Annotated in this window: 22 protein-coding genes; 12 read left to right on the forward strand and 10 right to left on the reverse strand. The window is 61.0% G+C overall.

The features are described 5' to 3' along the window. The first annotated feature begins 71 nt into the window (after positions 1–71). Positions 72–866 (forward strand): IclR family transcriptional regulator, encoded by a 795-nt coding sequence (locus ACYASU_RS17580; protein WP_463583535.1) that lies wholly within the window; start codon positions 72–74, stop codon positions 864–866. A gap of 243 nt (positions 867–1109) precedes the next feature. Here the strand turns inward: ACYASU_RS17580 and hppD are convergent, their stop codons facing one another. The 3 genes from hppD to glcC form a co-directional block, all read right to left on the reverse strand. Then, positions 1110–2186 (reverse strand): 4-hydroxyphenylpyruvate dioxygenase, encoded by a 1077-nt coding sequence (gene hppD, locus ACYASU_RS17585; RefSeq protein WP_192174325.1) that lies wholly within the window; start codon positions 2184–2186, stop codon positions 1110–1112. A gap of 142 nt (positions 2187–2328) precedes the next feature. After that, positions 2329–2961, reverse strand: coding sequence for a maleylacetoacetate isomerase (gene maiA / locus ACYASU_RS17590; protein ID WP_463583536.1), 633 nt, complete (start codon positions 2959–2961; stop codon positions 2329–2331). 136 nt (positions 2962–3097) lie between these two features. Beyond that, positions 3098–3883, reverse strand: coding sequence for a transcriptional regulator GlcC (gene glcC / locus ACYASU_RS17595; protein WP_463583537.1), 786 nt, complete (start codon positions 3881–3883; stop codon positions 3098–3100). Positions 3884–4169: 286 nt separating this feature from the next. Here glcC and glcD point away from each other — a divergent pair, with 286 nt between their 5' ends. From glcD to ACYASU_RS17620, 5 genes are all read left to right on the forward strand, one after another. Continuing rightward, positions 4170–5669, forward strand: coding sequence for a glycolate oxidase subunit GlcD (glcD, locus tag ACYASU_RS17600; RefSeq protein WP_463583538.1), 1500 nt, complete (start codon positions 4170–4172; stop codon positions 5667–5669). Beyond that, positions 5669–6781: a glycolate oxidase subunit GlcE gene (gene glcE / locus ACYASU_RS17605; protein ID WP_463583539.1), complete on the forward strand. Its 1113-nt coding sequence runs from the start codon at positions 5669–5671 to the stop codon at positions 6779–6781. Before glcD ends, glcE begins: the two co-directional genes overlap by 1 nt. 3 nt (positions 6782–6784) lie before the next feature. Next, a complete protein-coding gene (gene glcF, locus ACYASU_RS17610; RefSeq protein WP_463583540.1) occupies positions 6785–8008 on the forward strand; it encodes a glycolate oxidase subunit GlcF in 1224 nt (407 codons plus the stop codon). Positions 8009–8074: 66 nt separating this feature from the next. Continuing rightward, positions 8075–8482 carry a heme-binding protein gene (locus ACYASU_RS17615; protein WP_192174332.1) on the forward strand — a complete coding sequence of 136 codons (408 nt, stop codon included), beginning with the start codon at positions 8075–8077 and terminating at the stop codon, positions 8480–8482. A 58-nt stretch (positions 8483–8540) separates the two neighbouring features. Beyond that, positions 8541–10718 (forward strand): malate synthase G, encoded by a 2178-nt coding sequence (locus ACYASU_RS17620; RefSeq protein WP_463583541.1) that lies wholly within the window; start codon positions 8541–8543, stop codon positions 10716–10718. 607 nt (positions 10719–11325) lie between these two features. On the opposite strand, the gene gntR is transcribed toward ACYASU_RS17620, so the two are convergent. Next, positions 11326–12342: an HTH-type transcriptional regulator GntR gene (gene gntR, locus ACYASU_RS17625; RefSeq protein ID WP_463583542.1), complete on the reverse strand. Its 1017-nt coding sequence runs from the start codon at positions 12340–12342 to the stop codon at positions 11326–11328. Positions 12343–12610: 268 nt separating this feature from the next. Here gntR and ACYASU_RS17630 point away from each other — a divergent pair, with 268 nt between their 5' ends. The 3 genes from ACYASU_RS17630 (at position 12611) to csrA (ending at position 15396) form a co-directional block, all read left to right on the forward strand. Beyond that, entirely contained in the window at positions 12611–13138 is a 528-nt protein-coding gene (locus tag ACYASU_RS17630) for a gluconokinase (protein WP_192174361.1), read from the forward strand. Positions 13139–13266: 128 nt separating this feature from the next. Next, on the forward strand, positions 13267–14619 hold the full coding sequence (locus ACYASU_RS17635; RefSeq protein ID WP_192174335.1) for a GntP family permease: 1353 nt from the start codon (positions 13267–13269) through the stop codon (positions 14617–14619). A gap of 588 nt (positions 14620–15207) precedes the next feature. Beyond that, positions 15208–15396 (forward strand): carbon storage regulator CsrA, encoded by a 189-nt coding sequence (csrA, locus tag ACYASU_RS17640; RefSeq protein WP_037012727.1) that lies wholly within the window; start codon positions 15208–15210, stop codon positions 15394–15396. A gap of 279 nt (positions 15397–15675) precedes the next feature. Here the strand turns inward: csrA and ACYASU_RS17645 are convergent, their stop codons facing one another. Then, the gene (locus tag ACYASU_RS17645; RefSeq protein ID WP_282370873.1) at positions 15676–15912 is read right to left on the reverse strand and encodes a DUF465 domain-containing protein; all 237 of its coding nucleotides are present in this window, start codon (positions 15910–15912) and stop codon (positions 15676–15678) included. Between the two features lie 163 nt (positions 15913–16075). Between ACYASU_RS17645 and ACYASU_RS17650 the strand changes: the two genes are divergently transcribed. Then, positions 16076–17329 carry a M20/M25/M40 family metallo-hydrolase gene (locus ACYASU_RS17650; RefSeq protein ID WP_346626470.1) on the forward strand — a complete coding sequence of 418 codons (1254 nt, stop codon included), beginning with the start codon at positions 16076–16078 and terminating at the stop codon, positions 17327–17329. A 22-nt stretch (positions 17330–17351) separates the two neighbouring features. Here the strand turns inward: ACYASU_RS17650 and ACYASU_RS17655 are convergent, their stop codons facing one another. Both ACYASU_RS17655 and ACYASU_RS17660 read right to left on the reverse strand, forming a co-directional pair. Beyond that, a complete protein-coding gene (locus ACYASU_RS17655) occupies positions 17352–18284 on the reverse strand; it encodes a ketopantoate reductase family protein (RefSeq protein ID WP_463583543.1) in 933 nt (310 codons plus the stop codon). Positions 18285–18464: 180 nt separating this feature from the next. Beyond that, positions 18465–19832, reverse strand: coding sequence for a pyridine nucleotide-disulfide oxidoreductase (locus ACYASU_RS17660; RefSeq protein ID WP_463583544.1), 1368 nt, complete (start codon positions 19830–19832; stop codon positions 18465–18467). Between the two features lie 952 nt (positions 19833–20784). Here ACYASU_RS17660 and ACYASU_RS17665 point away from each other — a divergent pair. Continuing rightward, positions 20785–21099 (forward strand): hypothetical protein, encoded by a 315-nt coding sequence (locus ACYASU_RS17665; RefSeq protein WP_463583545.1) that lies wholly within the window; start codon positions 20785–20787, stop codon positions 21097–21099. Positions 21100–21110: 11 nt separating this feature from the next. On the opposite strand, the gene ACYASU_RS17670 is transcribed toward ACYASU_RS17665, so the two are convergent. From ACYASU_RS17670 to ACYASU_RS17680, 3 genes are all read right to left on the reverse strand, one after another. Continuing rightward, positions 21111–21584: a hypothetical protein gene (locus tag ACYASU_RS17670; RefSeq protein ID WP_463583546.1), complete on the reverse strand. Its 474-nt coding sequence runs from the start codon at positions 21582–21584 to the stop codon at positions 21111–21113. A gap of 85 nt (positions 21585–21669) precedes the next feature. Continuing rightward, positions 21670–21930 (reverse strand): DUF1652 domain-containing protein, encoded by a 261-nt coding sequence (locus tag ACYASU_RS17675; RefSeq protein ID WP_463583547.1) that lies wholly within the window; start codon positions 21928–21930, stop codon positions 21670–21672. Positions 21931–22287: 357 nt separating this feature from the next. Then, on the reverse strand, positions 22288–22764 hold the full coding sequence (locus ACYASU_RS17680) for a GNAT family N-acetyltransferase (protein WP_463583548.1): 477 nt from the start codon (positions 22762–22764) through the stop codon (positions 22288–22290). A 343-nt stretch (positions 22765–23107) separates the two neighbouring features. On the opposite strand from ACYASU_RS17680, the gene ACYASU_RS17685 reads away from it, so the two are divergent. Next, a complete protein-coding gene (locus tag ACYASU_RS17685) occupies positions 23108–24040 on the forward strand; it encodes a hypothetical protein (RefSeq protein WP_346626475.1) in 933 nt (310 codons plus the stop codon). The last annotated feature ends 417 nt before the right edge of the window (positions 24041–24457 follow it).

The following is a 24457-nucleotide window of genomic DNA, read 5'->3' on the forward strand; positions in this document are numbered from 1 at the left end:
CATAACGTAATTTGAGTTTGAGGAAGGGTCAAGCTATAAAGCAGCCTTTCCAGACCGGGGGCCTCCCTTCCATGACCGACGATTCCACCCCCGCCACCGCGCCGCGCCAGCAGAAAGTCCAATCGGCTGAAGTCGGCGTCGGCATCCTCAAGGCGCTGGCCGAACTGGCGCCCGCCACGTCACTGTCGAAACTCGCCGAATACGTCGGCATGCCCGCGAGCAAGGTGCATCGCTACCTGCAGGCGCTGGTGGACAGCGGATTTGCCGAGCAGGACCCGGCCAGCAATCACTACCGTCTAGGGCGCTCGGCGTTGCAGGTCGGGCTGGCGGCGCTGAGCCAGCTGGATGTGCTGAAGACCTCCGCACCGGCATTGATCGCGCTGCGCGACGAACTCAACGAAACCTGTTTTCTGGCGGTGTGGGGCAATAAAGGCCCGACAGTCGTGTATGTCGAACAGTCACTGGGGGCGGTCACCCTAGTCACGCAGATCGGCTCGGTGCTGCCGCTGCTCAGTTCGTCCACCGGGCTGGTGTTCGAGACCTTTCTGTCGCCGACCGAAACCTCGGCGCTGAGAGAGGCGGAATCGGCCTCGTTGAACGCCGCGCAGATGAAGGAGATTGATCGCCACGTACGAGAGATCCGCAGCACCGGGGTGCATCAGATTCATGGCTTGTTGATGGCCGGCGTCAACGCGGTGTCGTCGCCGGTGTTTGCCATGGGCAACAAGCTGGTGGGTGTGGTGACGGTGGTGGGTTCAGCGTCGGTGTTTACCGATCAGCGCCAGGCCCTCGCCGCGCAGAAACTGCTGCAGACGGCGCAGGCGATCAGCGCGCGGATGGGTGGGGAAATGCCGCAGGATCAGTAGCACCGCTCGCATCGAGTAGGACCGGCTTTAGCCGGGAAGGCGTCGGCAGTCACACCACACAACTGATGGTGTTCAAACTGCCCACTTCCCGGCTGAAGCCGGTCCTACTAACGGACCATGTGCATCTAGTGGGACCGGCTTTAGCCGGGAAGGCGTCGGCGGTTACGCCACAAAATTGATGGCGTTCAAACCGGCCCCTTCCCGGCTGAAGCCGGTCCCACTAACAGCGCGCGTGCACCTACTTCAATCCACCGCCAACACCCCGCGTCGCACTTGATCGCGCTCGATCGATTCAAACAGCGCCTTGAAGTTGCCTTCACCGAAGCCATCGTCGCCCTTGCGCTGGATGAATTCGAAGAACACCGGCCCCATCAGGGTTTCCGAGAAGATCTGCAGCAGCAGGCGCTTGTTTCCGCCGTCGGAATTGCCGTCCAGCAGAATCCCCCGCGCCTTCAGCTCGTGCTCCGGTTCGCCATGGTTAGGCAGCCGGCCTTCGAGCATTTCGTAATAGGTGTCCGGCGGCGGGGTCATGAAGCGCATGCCCAGCGCCTTGAGCCGGTCCCAGGTGTCGATGAGGTTTTCGGTGAAGAACGCGACGTGCTGAATGCCTTCGCCGTTGAACTTCATCAAAAATTCTTCGATCTGCCCGGCGCCCTTGGACGATTCCTCGTTCAGCGGGATGCGGATCATGCCGTCCGGCGCGGTCATCGCTTTCGAGGTCAGGCCGGTGTACTCGCCCTTGATGTCGAAATAGCGCAGCTCGCGGAAGTTGAACAACTTCTCGTAGAAGTTCGCCCAATAGGCCATCCGCCCGCGATAGACGTTGTGGGTCAGGTGATCGATGAATTGCAGGCCGGCGCCCTTGGGATGGCGGTCGACGCCTTCGAGGTACACGAAGTCGATGTCGTAGATCGAGGTGCCTTCACCGAAACGGTCGATCAGGTACAACGGCGCGCCGCCAATGCCCTTGATCGCGGGCAGGCGCAGTTCCATGGGCCCGGTGCCGATCTCGACAGGCTGGGCGCCCAGTTCCAGCGCGCGTTTGTAGGCCAGTTGCGAATCCTTGACCCGGAAGGCCATGCCGCACACCGAAGGACCGTGCTCCGCAGCGAAGTAGGACGCTTCACTGTTGGGCTCGTTGTTGAGGATGATGTTGATCGCGCCCTGGCGGTACAGCGACACGTTCTTCGAGCGGTGTTGGGCGACTTTGGTGAAGCCCATGATCTGGAACACAGGCTCCAGCACATTAGGGGTGGGCGAGGCGAATTCAATGAATTCAAAGCCCATCAGGCCCATCGGGTTTTCGTAGAGATCAGTCACGGTCTTGCTCCTGCTAAATAGTGAGAGGCACAGCGGCTCGGATCACGATTCAGCGGGTGGCGCGCAGGAAATCCCCCGCACGCTGCGGGCGAGGAAGTCGCCGAAGATCAGTTGCAGACCGAAGCTTTTCATGTGGGAAAGATTACTCCGGCTTGTCCGATTGCGCATCGGGATGGGCGGACTGAAACGCTGGATGCTGCAACGCCAGCCCTTCGACCCGGCAAATTCGCGGGTACGGGCTCATGTCCACGTTGAAGCGCCGCGCCGCATACACCTGGGGCAGCAGGTACACATCGGCCAGGCCAACCGCGCCGAAACAAAATCCAGTATCGCCAATCAGGGCTTCCACGGCGGCGAAGCCTTGGTTGATCCAGTGGCCGATCCACGCCGTCACATCGCCTTCGTCATGGCCCATGCCGCGCAAACGATTGAGCACCGCGACGTTGTGCAGCGGGTGAATGTCGCAACCGATCAGGGCGGCGACTTGCCGATGGCGCGCGCGGTCGAGCAGCGCGTCGGGGAGCAATGCAGGTTCCGGGGAGAATTCTTCGAGGTATTCGAGGATCGCCATGGACTGGATGATCACCTCACCGCCGTCCAGCTTCAGGGCGGGAACGCGGCCCTGGGGGTTGATCGCCAGGTAGTCGGGCTGGTGATGTTCGCCGCCGTCGCGAATCAGGTTGACGGGGATGGCGTCGAACGCGAGACCTTTCAGCGCCAGGGCAATGCGCACCCGGTAGCTGGAGGTCGATCGGTAGTAGGTGAAAAGATCCACGGGGATGGCCTGTTATTGTTGTTTTGGTTTTTCACTACGGCGTAAGCGGCTTACGCAATGCGTAAACTGCGGCAATGGGTGAGGTCTGTCAAGCGAAGGTCCTATCAAGCGGAGCTGCAGGCAAAGCTCCGGTGACTCAAGCCCAACCCTCGAGCCGCAACGTGGCGCGCACCAGCCGCTGCTCTTCGCTTTCGATCTCCCGCAGGTTGTCGCAGATGTTCTGGATGTGCGCCACAGCGGCCTTGCGCGCCTGCTCGGGCAATCGCCCGGTCACCGCGTTATAGAGCCGGGCGTGATGGCGGTCGATCTGCCGTTTCTGCGCGTCGCGGTGATAGAGGTTGTTGACCGAGGCGAATACCGTGTTCAGCAGCAGATCCGTCAATGAGCGCAGGGTCTGCACCAGCACCGGGTTGTGCGAGGCCTCGCAGATGGCCAGGTGAAACGCATGGTCGAGCCGTGCGTGTTCGGACGCCGCCAACGGGTGGTCATGGCCGGCGACCAGCGCGTCGTAGGCCCGGGTAATCAGGACAAAATCCGCGTCGGTGCCGCGCAGCGCCGCCAGCCGCGCGGACTCCCCTTCCAGCAGGCTGCGCACTTCAAACAGGTCGTACAGCGTGCGGGGCTGGGAAGCGAACAAGTGCATCAGCGGTGAATTGGCGGTCAGCCCCAGCCCCCCCATCTGCGCGACGAACGAGCCCTTGCCCTGACGGGTTTCGATGATGCCTCTGGCGCGCAGCAGCTGCAGGCCTTCGCGCAGCGCAGTGCGCGACACCCCCAGCTTTTCGGTCAACCGCCGTTCGGAAGGCAGCAACTGACCAACCTTGAGCACCCCGTCGACAATCAGCCGCTCGATGCGCTCGCTGACGACATCGGCGACCTGCTGCGGACGTTTGGTTTGGGACTGGGCCTGAGTGATTTCCATGGGTCGGACCTGCTTCGTTGCGTTGGATGAGTGGGCACTTATTGCTTGCCCTCACTGGTATGACCATGGACGGCGGTAAAAACCACAAGAACTGGCGTGGGATCTATCTCACTGATAAACAAGTCTTTTAGGCGTTTATTTGATTCAGCCGTATCACGAAACTGGTTCGACCACTGCTCCACCCGGTAGACACTAAGCCCGGCTGAGCCAATGATGCAAGCCAGCCTTTCACGTTCCGTCACGGAACGGGCCTCCAATAAAAACAAGACAGGGTTGCGAACCCATCATGAATATCCTGTACGACGAACGCGTCGACGGCGTGCTGCCGGTCATCGACAAACAACAGCTGCTCCAAGCGCTGCAATCCCGCCTGCCTGATCTGGACATCCTCCACCGCGAGGAAGAACTGCGCCCGTATGAATGCGACGGCCTCTCCGCCTACCGTACGACGCCGATGCTGGTGGTGCTGCCCCAGCGCATCGAGCAGGTGCAGACGCTGCTGAAGGTCTGCCATGAGCGCGGCGTGCCGGTGGTGGCGCGGGGTGCCGGGACCGGACTGTCCGGCGGCGCCCTGCCCCTGGAAAAAGGCGTGCTGCTGGTGATGGCGCGCTTCAACAAAATCCTCCACATCGACCCCGCCGGGCGTTACGCCCGCGTGCAACCCGGTGTGCGCAACCTGGCCATTTCCCAGGCCGCAGCGCCTTACGACCTTTATTACGCGCCAGACCCCTCCTCGCAAATTGCCTGTTCCATCGGCGGCAACGTCGCGGAGAACGCTGGCGGCGTGCATTGCCTGAAATACGGCCTGACCGTGCACAACCTGCTCAAGGTCGACATCCTCACGGTCGAGGGCGAGGACATGGTGCTGGGCTCCGACGCACTGGACTCGCCAGGCTTTGATCTGCTCGCACTGTTTACCGGGTCAGAAGGCATGCTCGGCGTGATCACTGAAGTGACGGTCAAACTGCTGCCCAAACCGCAAGTGGCGCGGGTGCTGCTGGCCGCCTTCGACTCGGTGGAGAAAGCCGGTCGCGCGGTGGGTGACATCATCGCCGAAGGCATCATCCCCGGCGGCCTGGAAATGATGGACAACCTCGCCATTCGCGCCGCTGAAGACTTCATTCACGCCGGCTACCCGGTGGACGCCGAAGCCATTCTGCTGTGCGAACTCGATGGCGTGGAAGCCGACGTGCACGCCGATTGCGACCGGGTTCGCGCGGTGCTGGAAAACGCCGGCGCGACCGAGATACGCCAGGCGAAGGACGAGGCCGAACGCGTGCGTTTCTGGGTCGGGCGCAAGAACGCCTTCCCGGCAGTCGGTCGGCTGTCGCCGGATTACTACTGCATGGACGGCACCATCCCGCGTCGGGAATTGCCCGGCGTGCTGAAGGGCATTTCCGCGCTGTCGGAAGAATACGGCCTGCGCGTCGCCAACGTTTTCCACGCCGGCGACGGCAACATGCACCCGCTGATCCTCTTCGATGCCAACCAACCCGGTGAGCTCGATCGCGCCGAAGCGCTGGGCGGAAAGATTCTGGAGCTGTGCGTGAAAGTGGGCGGCAGCATCACCGGCGAGCACGGCGTGGGCCGCGAGAAGATCAATCAGATGTGTGCGCAATTCAACAGTGACGAGCTGACGTTGTTTCACGCCGTAAAAGCCGCGTTCGACCCGGCCGGCACCCTCAACCCCGGCAAGAACATCCCGACCCTGCACCGCTGCGCCGAATTTGGTGCCATGCACGTGCACATGGGCAAGCTGCCCTTCCCTGAACTGGAGCGTTTCTGATGGATGCCCAACGTCAGCCAGCCTTCGTGGCCCAGGACCGCGACGCCAGCGACGCACTGCTGGAGCAGGTCAATCAGGCGATTCAGTCCGCCCTGCCGCTGCGGATTCAAGGCGCCAACAGCAAAGCGTTTCTCGGTCGCGAGGTGGCGGGTGAAGTGCTCGATACCCGCCTTCACTGCGGCATCGTCACCTACGACCCGACCGAACTGGTGATCACCGCCCGCGCCGGCACGCCGCTGTCGGTGCTGAACGCCGCGCTGGAGGAAGCCGGTCAGATGCTGCCCTGCGAGCCGCCCAGCTACAGCCTTGGTGATGCGAGCGACAGCGGCGCAGGCGATGGCACCGTGGGCGGGATGGTCGCGGCAGGCTTGTCCGGGCCGCGCCGGCCATGGTCAGGCTCGGTGCGTGACTTCGTGCTGGGCACGCGGGTGATCACCGGCCTGGGCAAGCACTTGCGCTTCGGCGGCGAGGTGATGAAAAACGTTGCCGGCTACGACCTGTCGCGCCTGATGGCCGGGAGTTTTGGTTGCCTGGGCCTGATCACCGAAGTCTCGTTGAAAGTCCTGCCCAAGCCGCGGCTGTGCACCAGCATTGCGCTGGAGATCGACAGCCCCACCGCCCTCGCCCGCCTGGCGCAATGGGGTCAGCAACCGCTGCCGATCAGCGCCGCCAGCCACGACGGCCGCGTGCTGCGTTTGCGTCTTGAAGGCGGCGAAGGTTCGGTCGCGGCGGCTCATGACCGCCTGGGCGGCGAATCCATCGACCCGGCTTACTGGCGCGCGCTCAACGAACACCGCCTGGATTTCTTCACCGATGGCCGTCCCCTGTGGCGCCTGTCATTGCCCGTCAGCACGGCTGCGCTGGACCTGCCGGGGGATCAATTGATCGACTGGGCCGGTGCGCAACGCTGGTTGAAATCCGACGCCAGCGGCAGCGAGATTCGTCGCATCGTCAGCGCCGCAGGCGGCCACGCCACCTGCTACAGCCACGGCCTCGACGACAGCCCGTTTCAGCCGTTGGCCACGCCATTGCTGCGCTACCACCGCCAGCTCAAGGCACAACTCGATCCGCACGGAATTTTCAATCCGGGCCGAATGTACGCGGAGATCTGAACCATGCAGACGACCCTGAGCGAACACGCTAGAAGCCTGCCCCGTGGCGAAGAAGCGGAAAGCATTCTGCGCAGCTGCGTGCACTGCGGTTTCTGCAACGCCACCTGCCCGACCTATCAGTTGCTCGGCGACGAGCTGGATGGCCCGCGCGGGCGCATTTATTTAATCAAGCAGGTGCTGGAAGGCAAGGAAGTCACCGAGAAAACCCAGCTGCACCTAGACCGCTGCCTGTCCTGCCGCAACTGTGAAACCACCTGCCCTTCCGGGGTCGATTACCACAACCTGCTGGACATTGGCCGGGAGGTGGTCGACGCCGCCGTGCCGCGCCCGCTGGGCCAACGGTTGCTGCGCGACAGCCTGCGCGCCGTGGTCCCCAATGCAGGTCTGTTCAAGTCGCTGACCCAGCTGGGCAATTCATTCAGGCCACTGCTGCCGGTTGCGCTGAAGACCAAGCTGCCGGGCAACATTCGTCCCGCCAAGGCTCGGCCGACCCGGCATCACGCGCGGCAGATGTTGATTCTCGAAGGCTGCGTGCAACCCGGGTTGTCGCCCAACACCAATGCGGCCACGGCGCGAGTGCTGGATCGACTGGGCATCAGCGTCACCTCCATCGCCCAGGCCGGTTGCTGCGGCGCTGTGGATTACCACTTGAATGCGCAGGAACAAGGCCTGCAGCGGGCGCGGCGGAACATCGACGCGTGGTGGCCGAGCATTCAAGCCGGTGCCGAGGCCATTGTGCAGACGGCCAGCGGCTGCGGCGCCTTCGTTAAAGACTACGGCCACCTGCTGCGCAACGACCCGGTTTACGCCCAAAAAGCGGCAGCCATCAGCGAACGCACCAGGGACCTGGTCGAAGTGCTGCGCGCCGAACCCCTGGAGCAGCTCGGCGGTTGCACGCGCCAGACCCTGGCCTTCCATTGCCCGTGTACGCTGCAGCACGCGCAGAAACTTGGCGGCGCCGTTGAGTCGGTGTTGACCCGACTGGGCTTCAATCTCACACCGGTGCCCGACAGTCACTTATGCTGCGGCTCGGCCGGCACCTATTCGATCACCCAGCCGGTGCTGGCGAAACAGCTGCGGGACAACAAGATGAACGCGCTGGAAAGCGGCAACCCGGATGTGATCGCGACGGCCAACATTGGCTGTCAGACCCATCTGGCCAGCGCCAACCGCACGCCGGTCAAACACTGGATCGAACTCATCGAGGACGCCCTGCCTCCAAGTTGATTGCAGGCGCACTGGCTCCGTATCAGACCGACACGCATGACACCCTTTGCCCTTCAGGAGAACTGCATGAAAACCAAATCCGTACTGACCCAGACCGAAGTCACCCAGATCCTCGCCGCGGCCCGCACCGAGGCGCAGAACAACGGCTGGGCAGTGTCCATCGCCGTCACCGATGACGGCGGTCACCTGCTGGGCTTCGAGCGCCTCGACGGCTGCGCGCCCATCGGTGGCTACATCGCCATCGAAAAAGCCCGCACCTCGGCGCTGGGTCGTCGCGAATCCAAGGGTTATGAGGACATGGTCAACGGCGGGCGCACCGCATTCGTGACCGCCCCGCTGCTGACTTCGCTGGAAGGTGGCGTGCCGGTGATCATCGACGGCCAGACCATCGGCGCGGTGGGCGTGTCCGGGGTGAAAGCCGATCAGGATGCGCAAGTGGCCAAGGCCGGGGTTGCGGCGGTAAGCGCGCAGTAACGTCCGCAGCGATCGCCTGCAGCAATGCTGCAAACCCAATTCATGATGGAGACCCCAGATGACCGAGTTCGTCAATTGCCACAACCTCAAGGTGGCGGCCAACCTCAAGCGTTTCGTCGACGAGGAAGTGATCCCCGGGACAGGCCTGACCCCGGAGTTGTTCTGGGCCGATTTCGATTCGCTGGTCCACGACCTCGCCCCGGTCAACCGCGAGCTGCTGAAAGAGCGTGACCGCATACAGGCTCAGTTGGACAAGTGGCACAAATCCAATCCCGGCCCGGTCACCGACATGCCGGCGTACATCGCGTTTCTCGACAGCATCGGCTATCTGAAGCAGGTGCCGGCGCAGGTTCAGGTGTCCACCCACAAAGTGGACATCGAAGTCAGCGAACAGGCCGGTCCGCAACTGGTGGTGCCCGCTGCCAACGCCCGTTACGCCTTGAACGCCGCCAATGCGCGCTGGGGTTCGCTGTACGACGCGCTCTACGGCACCGATGCCATTTCCTCGGCCAACGGCGCCGAAATCAAGGCCGGGTACAACCCGCTGCGTGGCGAGAAAGTCATCGCCTTCGCCCGCGCCCTGCTCGATGAAGCCGCGCCCCTGGCGTCGGGTTCCCACGTCGGCGCCAAAGCCTACGCGGTGGACAGCGGCGAGTTGCTGGTCACCCTGGCGGACGGCAGTCAGTCGCGCCTTGCCCAGCCCGAGAAATATGTGGGCTATCAGGGCGAGCCGCGCCAGCCGAATGCGATCCTGCTGAAGAACAACGGCCTGCACATCGAAATCCAGATCGACCCCGCCAGCCCGATCGGTGGCACTGATCCGGCCGGGATCAAGGACTTGCTGCTGGAAGCGGCGCTGTCGACCATCATTGACTGCGAAGACTCGGTCGCCGCCGTGGATGCCGACGACAAGCTGGTGATCTACCGCAACTGGCTGGGCCTGATGAAGGGCGACTTGACCGAAGCCCTGGTCAAGAACGGCAAGACCATCACCCGTTGCCTGAACGCCGACCGCCAGTACACCGCCGCCGACGGCAACGCGATCACCCTGCACGGGCGCTCGCTCTTGTTCATCCGCAACGTTGGTCACCTGATGACCAACCCGGCGATTCTCTACGACGGCAACAAGGAAATCCCCGAAGGCATTCTCGACGGCGTCATCACCAGCCTGATCGCCCTGCACGACCTGCATAACCGCACCAACTCCCGCGCCGGCAGCGTTTATATCGTCAAACCAAAGATGCACGGCCCGGACGAAGTGGCGTTCGCCGACACGCTGTTCAGCCGCATCGAAGACGCGCTGAAGATCCCGCGCAACACCCTCAAGATGGGGATCATGGACGAAGAACGGCGCACCAGCGTCAACCTCAAGGCGTGCATCGAAGCGGCGTCGTCGCGGGTGGCGTTCATCAACACCGGCTTCCTCGACCGCACCGGCGACGAAATGCACAGCTCGATGGAAGCCGGGCCGATGCTGCGCAAGGGCGACATGAAAGCTACGCCGTGGATCAAGGCGTATGAGCGCAACAACGTGCTGGTCGGCCTGGCCTGCGGGCTGCGCGGTCGTGCGCAGATCGGCAAGGGCATGTGGGCGATGCCGGACCTGATGGCTGACATGCTGGAGCAGAAGATCGCGCACCCGAAAGCCGGCGCGACCACGGCGTGGGTGCCCTCGCCGACGGCGGCCACCTTGCACGCGCTGCACTACCACAAGGTGGATGTGAAGGCGGTGCAGCAGGAATTGGAACAGGTTGATCTGGACAGCATCAGCGAAGACATTCTGCTGGACCTGCTGAGCATTCCCGTCGTCGAAAAGGCGGAATGGAACGAGGATCAGATTCGCGAAGAAGTGGAGAACAACGCCCAGGGCCTGCTGGGTTATGTGGTGCGCTGGGTGGAGCAAGGCGTTGGCTGCTCCAAGGTGCCGGACATCCACAACGTCGGGCTGATGGAAGACCGCGCGACGCTGCGCATTTCCAGCCAGCACATCGCCAACTGGCTGCGCCACGGCGTGATCTCCGAGGACTATGTGAAAGACGCCTTGAAACGTATGGCGAAGGTGGTCGACCGGCAAAACGCCGGGGATTCGGCTTACACACCGATGGCCGGCAATTTCGAGAAGTCCGTGGCCTTCCAGGCCGCCAGCGCGCTGGTGTTCAAAGGTCGTGAGCAGCCGAGCGGCTACACCGAACCGCTGTTGCACGAGTTCCGGTTGGCGTTCAAGAAGGAGCATTGATCGAGCGGAAGCGCTGGGATTGAAGTGGGGGGTGACTTGCTCACGAATGGGGTGTGTCAGCGATGCTCAGGCTGGCCGACAGAATGCCTTCGCGAGCAAGCTCGCTCCCACAGGTTCAGCGTCTGACTCAAGCTTTGGGGTGGATTGAGGACTTGTGGGAGTGACCGGGGTGGCGTTCCACCTTGCTCACGAATGGGGTGGGTCAGCGATGCTCAGGCTGGCCGACAGATTGCCTTCGCGAGCAAGCTCGCTCCTACAGGTTCAGCGTCTGACTCAAGCTTTGCGGTGGATGGAGGAATTGTAGGAGTGACCGGGGTGGCGTTCCACCTTGCTCACGAAGGGGCCAGTCGAGCCCATGCATCTCTAGCGGCTGGAAGTCAGCATTCGCGAGCAAGCTCACTCCCACGGGATAGTGGCTCGACTCGAGATTCCGGACCGAGCCGAGGACTTGTGAGAGTGAGCTTGCTCACGAATGGGGTGGGTCAGCAGCACTCAGGCTGGCTGACAGATTGCCTTCGCGAGCAAGCTCACTCCTACAGGATCAGCGTCTGACTTTGGTTCGGGGCGGATGGAGGACTTGTGGAAATGAGCCTGCCCACGAAAGCACCTAAGTGCTTTCCCGCACCACCAGTTCAAACCCCAGATCCACCTGCGCTTCGTGAACTGTGCCGTCCAGCAAGCCGAGCAATAGTTGCGCGGCGCGCTGGCCGACCTGTTCGCGCGGAGTGCGGATGGAGGTCAGGCGCGGGACCATGTGGGCCGAGCCCGGCAGGTCGTTGAAGCCGATCAGCGACACCTGTTGCGGAATGCGGATGCCCTGCCGCAGGGCTTCCAGCGATGCGCCCTGGGCCAGGTCGTCGTTGCAGAAAAACACCCCGTCGACGTCCGGATGCGCTTTGAGCAATCGGGCGAACAGCTCGCTGCCCAGGCCAATGGACGACGGCAGCGGCGACGCCGTCTGCAGCGCCTCGTCATACAGCCCTTCCTGCTCCAGCACGCCGCGAAAACCGACGCCCCGTTGAATCACCCGTGGATCAAGCTGCGCCGACACGTACGCCAGTCGCCGCCGTCCACGACTCAACAGATGCCGCGCCGCCTCGGCACCCGCCTGTTGCTGGGAAAACCCCACGCAGGGTTCGGCCCGGGTCGGGTCCAGTTCCATCATGTGCACGCAGGGCACGCCGCTGGACGCCAGCAATTGCTGCGCCGCCACGCTGCGGTCAAAGCCGGTCAGCAGAATGCCGCGCGGTCGGTGGGACAGATGACTGCGCAGCAGGTTCTCTTCTTCTATAGGCGAGTAGTGATAATTACCGATCACCACTTCCAGCCCACGCGGACGCAAAACCGTCTGAATGGCTTCGAGGGTTTCGATGAACAACTGGTTGGACAGCGACGGCACGAGCACCACCACTGACTGACTCTGCGAAGACGCCAGCGCCCGTGCGGCAGGATTGGCGACATAGCCTAGACTCAGCGCAGCAGCGCGAACCTTCTCTACCAGTTCAGGCGCCACGGTGGCCACGCCACGCAAGGCTCGGGACGCGGTAATCGGCGAGACGGCGGCCAGTTTGGCGACTTCGTTGAGAGTGGGACGACCGGTGGAGCGGGAACCAATACGTGTCATGCGTTGCCAACTGATTGGAAGGAAGCTGCGGGGGTTGCGATTGTGTGGGATGGGCTCTAAGGTAGCGCTATCTCACGGAGGCCCGCAACTTTTCGATCGTCTAAACGACTGGATTGATGCATCTCATGGATCAGCGAGATACCCATAACAATGACTACACCTGGAAACAGTCTCGCCGGACTTGCACACCATTCGGCGAAGACAGCGCTGTCTCCGGGACGAGGTTTTTATGACTACTGCTCCACATGCTATTTCCGCCATCGTGGTAATGGGTGTTTCCGGCTGCGGCAAGAGTGCCGTCGGCGAGGCCATCGCTAAAAACAGCGGCGGTCGCCTGATCGAGGGTGATGCGTTCCATCCTCAAGCCAACATCGACAAGATGAGCGCGGGCCATCCCCTCGACGACAACGACCGCGCCGGCTGGCTGACACGCCTCGGCGAAGAAGTTGCCGCCGCGGTAAAAAACGGCGAAAAGCCCGTTCTCACCTGCTCCTCCCTCAAGCTCATCTACCGCGAACGTCTGCGTGCAGCCGTCCCGGAGCTGGGCTTCGTGTTTCTGGAGCTGACCAAAGAACTCGCCACCGAACGCTGCTCCCATCGCCCGGGGCACTTCATGCCGGCCAGTCTGGTCGACAGCCAGTTTGCGACCCTCGAGCCTCCGTACAACGAAGACCGCACGCTGGTGGTAGACGCGACCAAATCGATCGAGACCATCGGTAAAGAAGCGGCCACCTGGTGGAGCGAGTCTGGCTCCGAATCTCACACCCCATCTGTCACCGCGCGCACCGGCTCTTGATCCTCGATCAGGCGTGAGCGGCAAAGGTAGCGCTGTCTCTGATGACGCTGCCCTCGCTTCACAGGGCAGAGAGCAACAGCGTCAAGCAGTAGCTCCAAAAAAACAAAATACAACGGAGAGACACCCCCATGTTCGGCATGACTCAAGACACGTATCTGCTGGTCGATGCGTTGGTGACCATCATTGGCCTTGTGCTTCTGATCACCAAGTTCAAAGTCCACCCCTTTATTGCATTGACCATCGCTGCAGGCTTTCTCGGGCTGACCTCCGGGATGCCGGTCGACAAAGTGATGAAATCGTTCCAGGACGGTTTCGGCGGCGTGCTCGGTTTCGTCGGCATCATCCTTGGCCTGGGCACCATGCTCGGCAAGCTGATGGCCGATTCCGGCGGTGCTGACCAGATCGCCCAGACGCTGATCCGTCGCTTCGGCAAGGACCGCGTGCACTGGGCCATGATGTTTTCGGCGTTTCTGGTGGGTATCCCGCTGTTCTTCGAAATCGGCTTCGTGCTGTTGATCCCGCTGGTATTCATCGTTGCCCGTCGCAGCGGTGTGTCCATCGTCAAAATCGGTATCCCGTTGCTGGCAGGTCTGTCGGCCGTCCACGGCCTGGTGCCACCGCACCCGGGTCCGCTGCTGGCCATCGGCATCTTCAACGCAGACATCGGCAAGACCATTTTCTACGGTCTGATCGTGGCGTTCCCGACCGCAATCATCGCAGGTCCCATCTACGGCAAGTGGATTGCCAAGCGCATTCCGGGCAACCCGTCGAAAGAGCTGATGGACCAGATTGCCAAAGAGTCGACCAACGAAAACCTGCCGAGCTTCGCCATCACCCTGGTGACGATCCTGCTGCCGGTGTTCCTGATGCTGCTGAAGACGTTCGCCGACGTCGCGCTGCCAGCCGGTCACATCTTCCGCATCTGGATGGATTTCATCGGTCACCCGATCGCTGCCCTGTTGTTCGCATTGCTGCTGGCGTTCTACACCTTCGGTTCGGCCCGTGGTTTCAGCCGTGACCACATCATCAAGCTGCTCGACCAGAGCCTGGCGCCGGTCGCCGCGATCGTGCTGATCGTCGGTGCCGGCGGTGGCTTCAAGCAGATGCTGGTGGACAGTGGCGTCGGTAACCTGATCGGCCATATGGCCGTGCAGGCGCAGATTTCGCCAATTCTGCTGGCGTGGCTGGTGGCTGCGGTGATCCGGATTGCTACCGGTTCTGCGACCGTCGCCACCATCACCGGTGCCGGGATTGTGGCCCCTGTGGTCGGCATGATCCCGGGCGTGAACCGTGAACTGCTGGTCCTGGCAACCGGTGCCGGTTCGCTGATCCTTTCCCACGTGAACGACGCAGGCTTCTGGCTGGTCAAGCAGTACTTCAACATGACCGTGGCCGAAACCCTGAAAACCTGGACCGTGATGGAAACCATCCTGTCGGTGGTGGGCATCATCCTGATCATGCTGTTGTCGCTGGTCGTCTGATGCTTTGATCGCGGCAAATTGACGCTGCGGTTTCTTCGCTGTTCCCATGCCCACCCTCGCGGTGGGCATGTCGTTTCTGCCCCCCTCAAACCATTCACCGCCACGCTCCGGATGCTGAGGCTAGCGTCTGCAGGGCAGGTGAACCGGGCCTGATACAAAACCGTTCACACATGCCGTCATCAATTCGATTAAAGTTACCGCGTTTTGCCGGTACTCATTTGGGAAGTCTCCTACACTCCTTTCAGAGAACTCGTACTCAGCAATCTAATGAAAATTTCATCGCTGCCCGGCATGAGTTCTTTGCAATAAAGCTCAAAGGAGTGTGGAATAGGCGCCGCCCGGAATTCGGCTATCAGCCCGATAGCCGATTCGCGCGGGAATTTCCCGCCAGCATCAGGCAAGATTCACCTGCCGTTCGACCCAGGAGCCACGCTAACTGTGACGAGACGATGAACCTGGGGAATTAAAATCGTACCAATGGCGTCATACTGATGACCGCATTTGGATGCATTCGGCAATTACCATCACCCAAAGGCTCACGCCAGCCTCCCGGTAGAGGCGCTTCATGAGGCCATCAAGGAAAAGATTATGTTGATACTCACCCGCAAAGTCGGCGAAAGCATAAACATTGGTGACGACATCACCGTCACCATTCTGGGCGTTCAGGGCCTCCAGGTTCGTCTTGGCATCAACGCTCCGAAAGATGTTTCCGTGCACCGCGAAGAAATCTACAAGCGCATCAAGGCCGAGACTGCACCTGACCAGGATCCGCAATAAACCCACCGGTTTATGTTTATTCGATAACTGTCAGCGGCCACCCGGTGCTGACAGATCGGCGACGGCGACTGACCAGACGCCGTTTTTTTTCGTCTGAACTTTGGATCCATGGAAATCGCCCCGCGGACAACTAAGCCCGAGCGAAGACACTGATTCAGCGTAATTGACGATGCACTTCCGGATGTCGGGGCAAGTTGTCAGACATCGGGTATCGCCAACTAAAAACGGCCGACCTCCATAAGAGATCGGCCGTTTTAGTAACTGACCCGTTTAACCCGATCAGTTCGGGGTGTTCAGGTGACTGGCGATGGTGTCTTTTGCCTGCAACCGTTTTTCCTTGAGTTTCTTCAACTCCTCGTCGGGGATATCGCCCGCCTCTTCGGCGCTGACAATCTGGATGTCCAGCTCATCATAGTGCTCGACCAGGGCATTGAGCTTCGCGTCGCTGCCTTTGCGCTTGGCAAGCTCTTCTTTGGTGATGCTCAGGTCCGCGTACAAATCGTGCTTAACCGGCATGGGATGCCTCTCCTCTGATGGCTGATGTAGGAATGTTGAGGGTAGCCCACCGGAAAGGTTCGACGTTTTTGCCGACGTGAATAACGCGTTTTGACATGCACGATCCTGTGCAACGGGCTAGGGTGTCGATCGAGCCCTCTTCATGCCATTACAAGGATCGACAATGACCTCACCCTTTTCCCGCTCCCTTCTCGCCAGCGCGCTGGCCTTCGGTATCGCGTTTTCAGCGGCAGCCCCTGCGTTCGCCGAGCCCGACAAGCAGGTCCAGGCAGATGCCGAGCAATACAAGGACGAAGCGCTGAAGCTGCTGGAGCAGCTGGTCAATATCGATACGGGCTCCGGCTACGAGCCGGGACTGACCCAGGTGCGGGACATCGTCGTCGCCCAGCTCAAGGCGCTGGGCGCAACCATCGAGATGATCCCCAATACCGCGCCGGACAAAAGCCAGCATGTGGTCGCGACGCTCAAGGGCACCGGCAAGGCGAAGATCCTGCTGATGGCGCACATGGACACCGTATTCAAGGAAGGCTCCGCCGCGGCCCGGCCTTTCCACATCAAGGACGGTCGCGCGTACGGGCCGGGAGTGATGGACGACAAGGGCGGCATCGTCGCCGGGCTCTACGCGCTGAAGATTCTGAAGAAACTCGACTTCAAGGACTATGCGCAGATTACCTTCCTGCTGGACGCCAGCGAAGAGACCGGCTCGGCCGCCGCCACTGCGCTGATTCAGAACGTCGCCAAACAGCACGATGTGACCCTGAACCTGGAGCCGGGACGTCCCGCCGATGGTTTGGTGGTCTGGCGCAAAGGCAGCGCCACCGCGGTGGTCGAGGTCAAGGGCAAGGCGTCCCACGCCGGCGTCGCGCCGGAGCTGGGGCGTAACGCGGCCATGGAGGTGGCGCATCAGATTCTGCAACTGGGCAAACTGGGCGATGCCGAGAAGAAGACCACGATCAACTTCACCGTGCTCAACGCAGGCGATCGTACCAACGTGATCCCCGATCAGGCCACCGCCAAGGCCGATGTGCGCGCCGCCGTGCCGGAGGAATTCGACCGCATCGAGAAGGACCTGGCCCGTGTCTCGGCGGACAAACTGATCCCGGACACCCAAGTGACGACCCGCCTGGAACGTGGCCTGCCACCTATGCCGCAGACGCCGGAAACCGACAAGCTGGTCGATATCGCCCAGGGCATCTACGGCGAGATCGGCCGCAAGCTGACCATCGAGGGCAGTGGCGGCGCGGCCGATGCGAGCCTCTCGGCCGGGGTCGGTGTGCCAACGCTGGATGGCTTCGGCATCGTCGGCGGGAACATTCACACGCCCGAGGAATATGCCGAAGTCGACAGCGTGTCGCCGCGCATTTACCTGCTGACGCGGATGATCATGGAGCTGGCGACGCACACCCCGGCCAAATGACTGACACCTGCTCCCTGCGCTGTCACGCGAGGCGCCGCGCCTCATACGCGCGCAGGTGCAGAGACACGTACTCGAGTGCCGACAGTGAACCTTCAGGTGACCTGTCGGCGCCTGGCCGCCGGGCAATCAGCTCCCCGAACACATGTTCCACTTCAATCGGCGCGCCGCGCTCGATGTCCCTGAGCATTGAGGCGGTCATCTTCGAGCCGGGGGTGGTCAGCATGTTCTCGAAGCGCTGGCGGACTTCACTGCGCAGCGGGTGCCCGGCATGCTCTGCCACTTGGGCGCACTCATCCAGCAACTTCAGAATCAGCCCTTCCCCGCCACTGGCGACCACGTCGCCGATGCTCGCGCGCATCGATCCGGTAATGCCGGCCCCGGTCGCGATGAAGCACCATTTTTCCCACATCTCCTGAATAATCTGCTCACTCAGAATCGCGTCGAACCCTGCATTGCCCAGCGCCTCGGCGACCTGCTGAATGCGCGGCGTCAGCCCACCGTCCCGTTCGCCAAACGAGAGCTGGTTAGTCTCGTTCAAGTGAAGGATGGCGCCCGAGGCATCGCGATCCAGCGAGATCAGGCATTGGCCGCCGAGCACGTTTGCGGGGGAGAACCGTTCGGCAAGGCGATCCAGATGCGCCATGCCATTGAGCAGCGGCAGGATCAACGTCTCCGGGCCGACCGCTGGCGCGAAGGATTCCATGGCGGTGTCAAGGTCGTAGGCCTTGCAGCTGAGGACGATCAGGTCGAATGGCGTGTCCAGCATCGCCGCCATGACCTGCGGCGGCGACGGGTATTCGATGTTACCCAGCGGGCTGCGCACGATCAGCCCGTCACGCTCCAGTACCTGCGCCCGTCCTTCGCGCACCAGAAACGTCACGTCTCGCCCGGCGTCCAGCAATCGGCCGCCGAAATAGCCGCCGATCGCGCCCGCGCCCACCATCAAAATACGCATTGGTCAGTTCCTGTTCGATGCAACGTCGAGGGTCAGGCAAGCAGAATAGATCAGCGGCCGGACTCTGGCGAACTGCTTATATGGCGGCCAACATCTAGTTTGCGCGACGGCATCACGGGCAAAAAAAATCCCGGGCTGCCTAACCAAAGGAGCGCCGGGATTCGGGTGTTGCAAGGAGCATCAGGACTGCGCGTTGACCAGCACCGGCCAAAGGAATGGCAGGCGTTCTTCGCTGCGACTGGACACCAGCCGTGGCGCAGCAGGGATGGGCTGCACGGCCGGGGTCTGCAAGCGGGTCAGGACCGAGTCGATCACCACGCCGCTGGCGTCGTGATGAAACTGCCAGACGCCGTAGATGCGGCCGTCAAACGACGCTTCGCTCCCCAGTCGCGGATCAACCCCCAGCCCTGCCCCCAGACCGAACAGGTGCAGGCCATGCAGGCGCTGACCGCTGGCATCCAGCGGACAGCCTGAAGGGTCGGAATCCAGTCCGCCCTTGACCTCCATCAGCGTGATGGCCTCGCCCCCGGCATGACTCAATGCCGGCAGCACCGGCTGATAACCGGTGCACTGCACGACAATGTCGGCTTCCGCCAGCGCCTGACGGGCGCGCTCGAACTGATCGGCCGGGCCCTGATGGGTCTGCAGCAACTGCACGCGGACGCCGGTCTTGCCGATCTGGCCTTTGGACAGGGCTTCACGGCCCACGTCCAGCGCCCGGTAGCGCAAACCGCCCGAGCGGTTGACCCGGCCCGAAACCGGGCAGACATCCCTGGCCGCATCGAAGGCATAGCCGGCGTCCAGCGCGGCCTGAGCGGTTTCATAAAACAGGCGGATCGGCGAACGATGGACCAGTGTCACTTCCTCCAAGCCGGCGAATTCCAGCGCGTCGGCCAGGTTTTCCAGCACCGAGAACGCGCTGTGGGAGCCACCCACGACGCACACCCGGCCCTTGGACGCCAGCGTGGTCGCGAAAAGGTGGCGCAGTTGCACGGCGTTCATTCTCAGCAGTGCGTCGGCGCTCTCGATCCGCGCGGAAGGTGGTACCGCGAGGCCTTGATCCGCCAGGCTGTCGAGCAGATGCTGCGGGTCCTGCCAGCCACCCAGATTGAGGACGACTGCGCGGCTGCGAATACGCCGACTGCGGCCTTCGGACTCGACCCACACTTGATACTCGTCACCCTCACGCACGATCTCGGTGATCGTCGTGCTGCTCCATAGCTTCACGCCGTAGCGCTCGACGATAAAGTCGAGCACCAGCTTCGAGGCTTCCGCCAGCAGTTCAGCGACATCCGCCAACTGCGGCGCGCTTTGCGCCTGACGACGGATGCGCCAGTAGGCGGGCGAATGCTCGAGGGGTTCGAATACATCACGCAAAGCCGGGTCGCGCAGACAATCAAGGAACACATCGCCCACTGAGTTGGCGGTGATCCGGTAATCGCCCAAACGACCCGTGCCCGGCGTGGGACTGGCGTCGACAATGATTAAACCTTCCTTGGCCAGTTCTGGCATGGCGCCACTTTTCAATGCGTTGAAAAGCAGTCCCATCCCCGCAGGTCCGGCACCTCCTACTACGCAACCGCAAACGGTTTCCAGATGATCTCCTTGCATAACTGTCACTCCACGCTGGGTCGTTACCGTATCGCCACGTGCGTTATAAACCGCCCCACTTACGTGGGCGTTCAACCGCTACCGCTGAAGCGATGTCTGGACTTTCAAGTTGAAAAATAAATGAGCAATGACTGAACTACTGCACTTCTGGCAGACACGACTACCGCAGTGATTTGCATCACGTCGGTGGTGATAAAGGGTCGGATGACCGACGCGAGGTCGATCGATTGGCGCAGGCTCTGGGACGCCGCTTTCGGGGCAGCCGCTCGTTTCATGAGCCGGCCGGTCGCCACCTGTTGAGGCTTCCCTTCGTCAGGTTTATTAGAGGGACGCTACCGCCAACTCATCGCGCGTCTGAAGGCAATAATCCTGAAACGAGAAGTATCGGGCGCTTGCACTAAGCGCGGGTTATTTAAGTTGAAAACGTAACGTGATGTTTGCAGGGATCAGATGAAGTGTCAATTTTTTGAGAAAACGCTATATCAGCCTAATTTCAGACCTAACTCATTGTTTTAAAAGGGATTAATAAATATGACGTCATTATTACGTCGCCCTCTCAAAGCCCCATGTATTTATAAAATAAGAAGGTTTGGCAATTTAGCTGCAAAACTCAGGTCGCCGATGGATAAGTGCTCTTATTCGCAATAAGGCATTGCGGGTAAGCGTCATCCTTAGTTGCAGTTGCCCATCACCGGGGACGTCTTGCAGCGTTTATTGACGTCAGAAGTTTTTCAGCTTCATATACATTTACTTCCTCTTGAAGAGCAGAGGCACTCTCTGGCGTATCCGATGAATGGAAAATTATCGTGAGCGGCGATGAGAACTATTCCGCCCTGGCATGTCTCCATTGTCATGCTGAGCACTTTCCCACGGACAGAGAGATGACCTGATGAATGCTGATAAAAACCGTCGGTCCAGCATTGCCGAAATTGATTATTCGCGGGATACGCTGTTTGGCCCTATTCCCATGCAGGCCACCTGCCGAGTGCGACTGGCCACCATTGAGCATGACGGTCACAGCCTGCGCGAGCTGACGATCATCGGCGACGTGCCGGATTATTTGCACAAGTCAGCGATCATTCGCGTTGCGATGGATGGACGCGTGGAAGCAGGGCCTGTGCGAGAACACTATGCGGTTCAAGACAACGGCGAAGAGCAGTTCAAACTGCTCTTCGAAAACGAGCACCGTCGCCGGATGCATTGAGAAAGGTAGGATTACTGCTGGCCGTTGTGCACATGAATGGCCTGAGCGATGCCCAGCGGTTTGCTGGATCGAGTCTCTGAAGCACCCAGCGCTGAGGGGCTCAGCGGTGCAGGCGTCAGTGGTGGTGAGCTGAAGAGCAGCGCCGCTGCGGAGGCAGATGCCTCTTCAGGCGTAGCGGACGCGCTGCTCTCCGGCTGACCTGCCGGCGCGATTGCGGCGCCGTAGCGCAGGCCTTCTACTTGGGGTTTGACTTCCAGCACCGGCTCGGCGGGAAGAAGCTGTTGTCGCTCCAGGGATGTCATGGGCGGCCGAAAGCTGGCATTACGCGTTTCCAGGCGCTCCAGCATCGTGACGATCGTCGCCGCGCCCACCACCACAATCCCCAGCAGGCAGCCGAGGCCGATCATGACCTTGCGACGGCGGCGCAGGGGCGCCACTCGTTCCTGCTCTCGTATCACCTCGATCCCGGGTTGCGCGTGCGCCATGCAAATCCTCAATATCCCGCCTGGCCGCTTTGGGCCGATACAACCAACATAAGGCCGAATGGCGATTATTGCTAGAGCCCCGCGCTCACCCCGCCAATGCATGGGGGTAATGCCTGGCCCTTTCGCGCTCGGCCTGGAGATCTCGAATCAGCACGCACAAGGCGTGGCTGTTATCGAGGGAATCCAGGGCAATGTTGGAAGCGAACAATTCGACGTGCTCGGTGACGGGGTCGATGACTTCAACCGTCATCACATCCTCCAGCACCGTGCAGTTGCAGCGTAGAGGCAGAAACGCACTTTCTATGATGCTGCGCAGTTCAAGGTTAGAGAGCGTACAGGCAATCATCGTCAATCCTCCACAGGCAGGACTGGGTGATGCGTTCAGCCACTCGCCTGACTATAAGTAACCACTTCCAGGACGCTGGAAATGTTTCCAGTGCCTGCCCGCCCTTCGGCAAACAGGAATATCCAAGTTATACGCCGCGCCCCAAAGTGAAGCAAACAACCGCGATTGCCCGCACTCAATTGCGCCAGACACAGGTTGGCCGAGCAAAATCGATTCATCGGAATAGAACCTTCCCCGTTAATCGTTTAACTAGCGGGGTCAGTGGATCAATCGACACGATCAGGCGGCGAGCATGCGCTCAGCCATTCGTCGGGCGTCCTTGGGCAGCCCGACGAGTGACGTTATTTGCTGATGGGATCAGCTGCGTGGCAACTTGAGATGAATGAGGGCAACGCGAGCGCCCTTTTTGTCCTGACGCTCTTCAATGGCGAAGGGTTTGAATCCCAGCTTGGGGTAGAAGAGCAATCCGGGAACGTTATGGTTGAAGCAGGAAGCGGTCAGTTCCGCCGCTTCATGTTTGCCGAACGCCAGTTCCATCATGCAGCCAATCATGTAGCGGCCAACGCCTTTGGAGCGAAAGCGCGGGTCGATGATGACGTTGCCCATGGAGCACCGGCCTCTGAAATCGTAGCGGGAGAAATTGGCGAATCCTACCACTTGGCCGTCCAGCTCGATGACGGTGTTGTCCGAGCGCTGCGCGATGGATTCATTGAGCTGCTCCGGTGTCAGCGGGAATACCGCCTTCGGAAACATGTAGAAGAGCTCGTCAATGCTCTGGGGCATCTCGCAGATGAAAGGGACGTCTTTTTCTTCCAGGGGGCGATGGACAAACATGCTGGGTTACCTCTCGAAGAAACAGTGGCTGTGGGCGGACTATAGCTGTCAACCTGCGGGGGTGACGTTTTAAGACACCATCCAGGCATAAATGTGCCGGAATGTTGCGCATTGACGGAATCCGTCGCAGAAGATTGTCGCAAACCTCTGACAGCCATGGAAATCCCGTCACCGGGCAGAACGCATCCGCTCTTTTGGGACGTTCATGCATTTTGCACGGCCCCTGTGGATAGCTGAATTTACAGGTCATTGATTTTTAAGGTTTTTTATTCTAATTCGCAGCTGGCACAGGCAGTGCACCGCAATGGGGAGAAGCACAACATCATTCGCACGGAGCAGCACAATGAACGTCTCACCTGATTCTTATCCTGCCGCTGTAGAAGAGTCCTCCTCGGTCTCGGGCGTGTCCTGGGGAGCCATCTTCGCTGGCGCCGCCGGTGCCGCCGCGTTGTCCCTTATCCTGGTTCTGCTGGGTTCGGGTCTTGGTTTCTCGGCGATGTCGCCTTGGGCCAACGAAGGCGCGAGCGCCAAGACCATCGGTATCTCGACGGTCGTCTGGCTGGCGCTGACGCAGATCGTGGCATCCGGTCTTGGCGGTTACCTCGCCGGTCGTCTGCGCGTCAAATGGGCCAACATGCACGGTGACGAAGTCTACTTCCGTGACACCGCACACGGCTTCCTGTCGTGGGCTGTCGCTACGCTGGTGGCCGCCGTGTTGATCGTCGGTTCGGTCAGCGGCATCGTCGGCAGCGGCGTGAAAGCCGGTGCTACCGCGGTTGCCGGTGTTGCAGGTACTGCTGCCACTGCGGCCGGTTCTGCAGCGGGCAATACAAGCAGTGACCAATACGGTTACTACATCGATTCGCTGTTCCGCGATGATCGTCCTGCTGCTGTCAGCGATGATGCTGCCCACGGCGTGGTGGTGCGTATCTTCACCAAGACCATGGCCAACGATGGTCAGCTGGCTCCGGAAGACCGTACCTATCTGGCACAGCTGGTCGCTCAGCGTACCAACCTGAGTCAGGCGGATGCCCAGGCGCGTGTTGATCAGGTTTACGGTCAGGCCAAGCAAGCTGTTGCCGATGCCAAGCTGAAAGCTCAACAGGCTGCCGATGCTGCGGCGAAGGCCGCTGCAACGGCTGCGCTGTGGACATTCGTTTCGCTGCTGTGCGGTGCATTCGTGGCCAGCCTTGCCGCTATCTGGGGTGGTCGTCGTCGTGATGCGGTGACGTATGTCGAAACCCGTGCTTATTCCACTACTTCCAGCATTCGCTGATTAAGGAGAGTCATCATGCGTTCACTACTTCTGTGGTTCCTCGGCATTCCAATCCCGATCATTATTTTGATTGCACTGTTTGTGCATTGATTGAGTGATTAAAGATCCGCGCTGTTCTCCCCGAGGCAGCGCGGATTTTTTTCGTCTGTTGGAAAACCGAATTGTCTGTTGTAGAGATCAAGAGCGTCTGCCTAACGGCAGATATTTCGCCTTCGGCGAGTTACTTGGAAAAGTCGAGAGTCGCACCATCCCCAAGTAACCAAGGGTGCTTGCTCTCGGTTTGGCCCGACTTCGTCGGGTTCCCTTACTTCGACGACGCTCCGTGGGCCCGCGCCGAACGGACATCCATGTCCTGACGGCGCTCTCGCCGCATCCATGCGGCTCGGCCCACTCCGCGTCGTCTGCGTTCAGCCTGCA

The sequence above is a fragment of the Pseudomonas sp. HP_12 genome, from assembly GCF_055283955.1.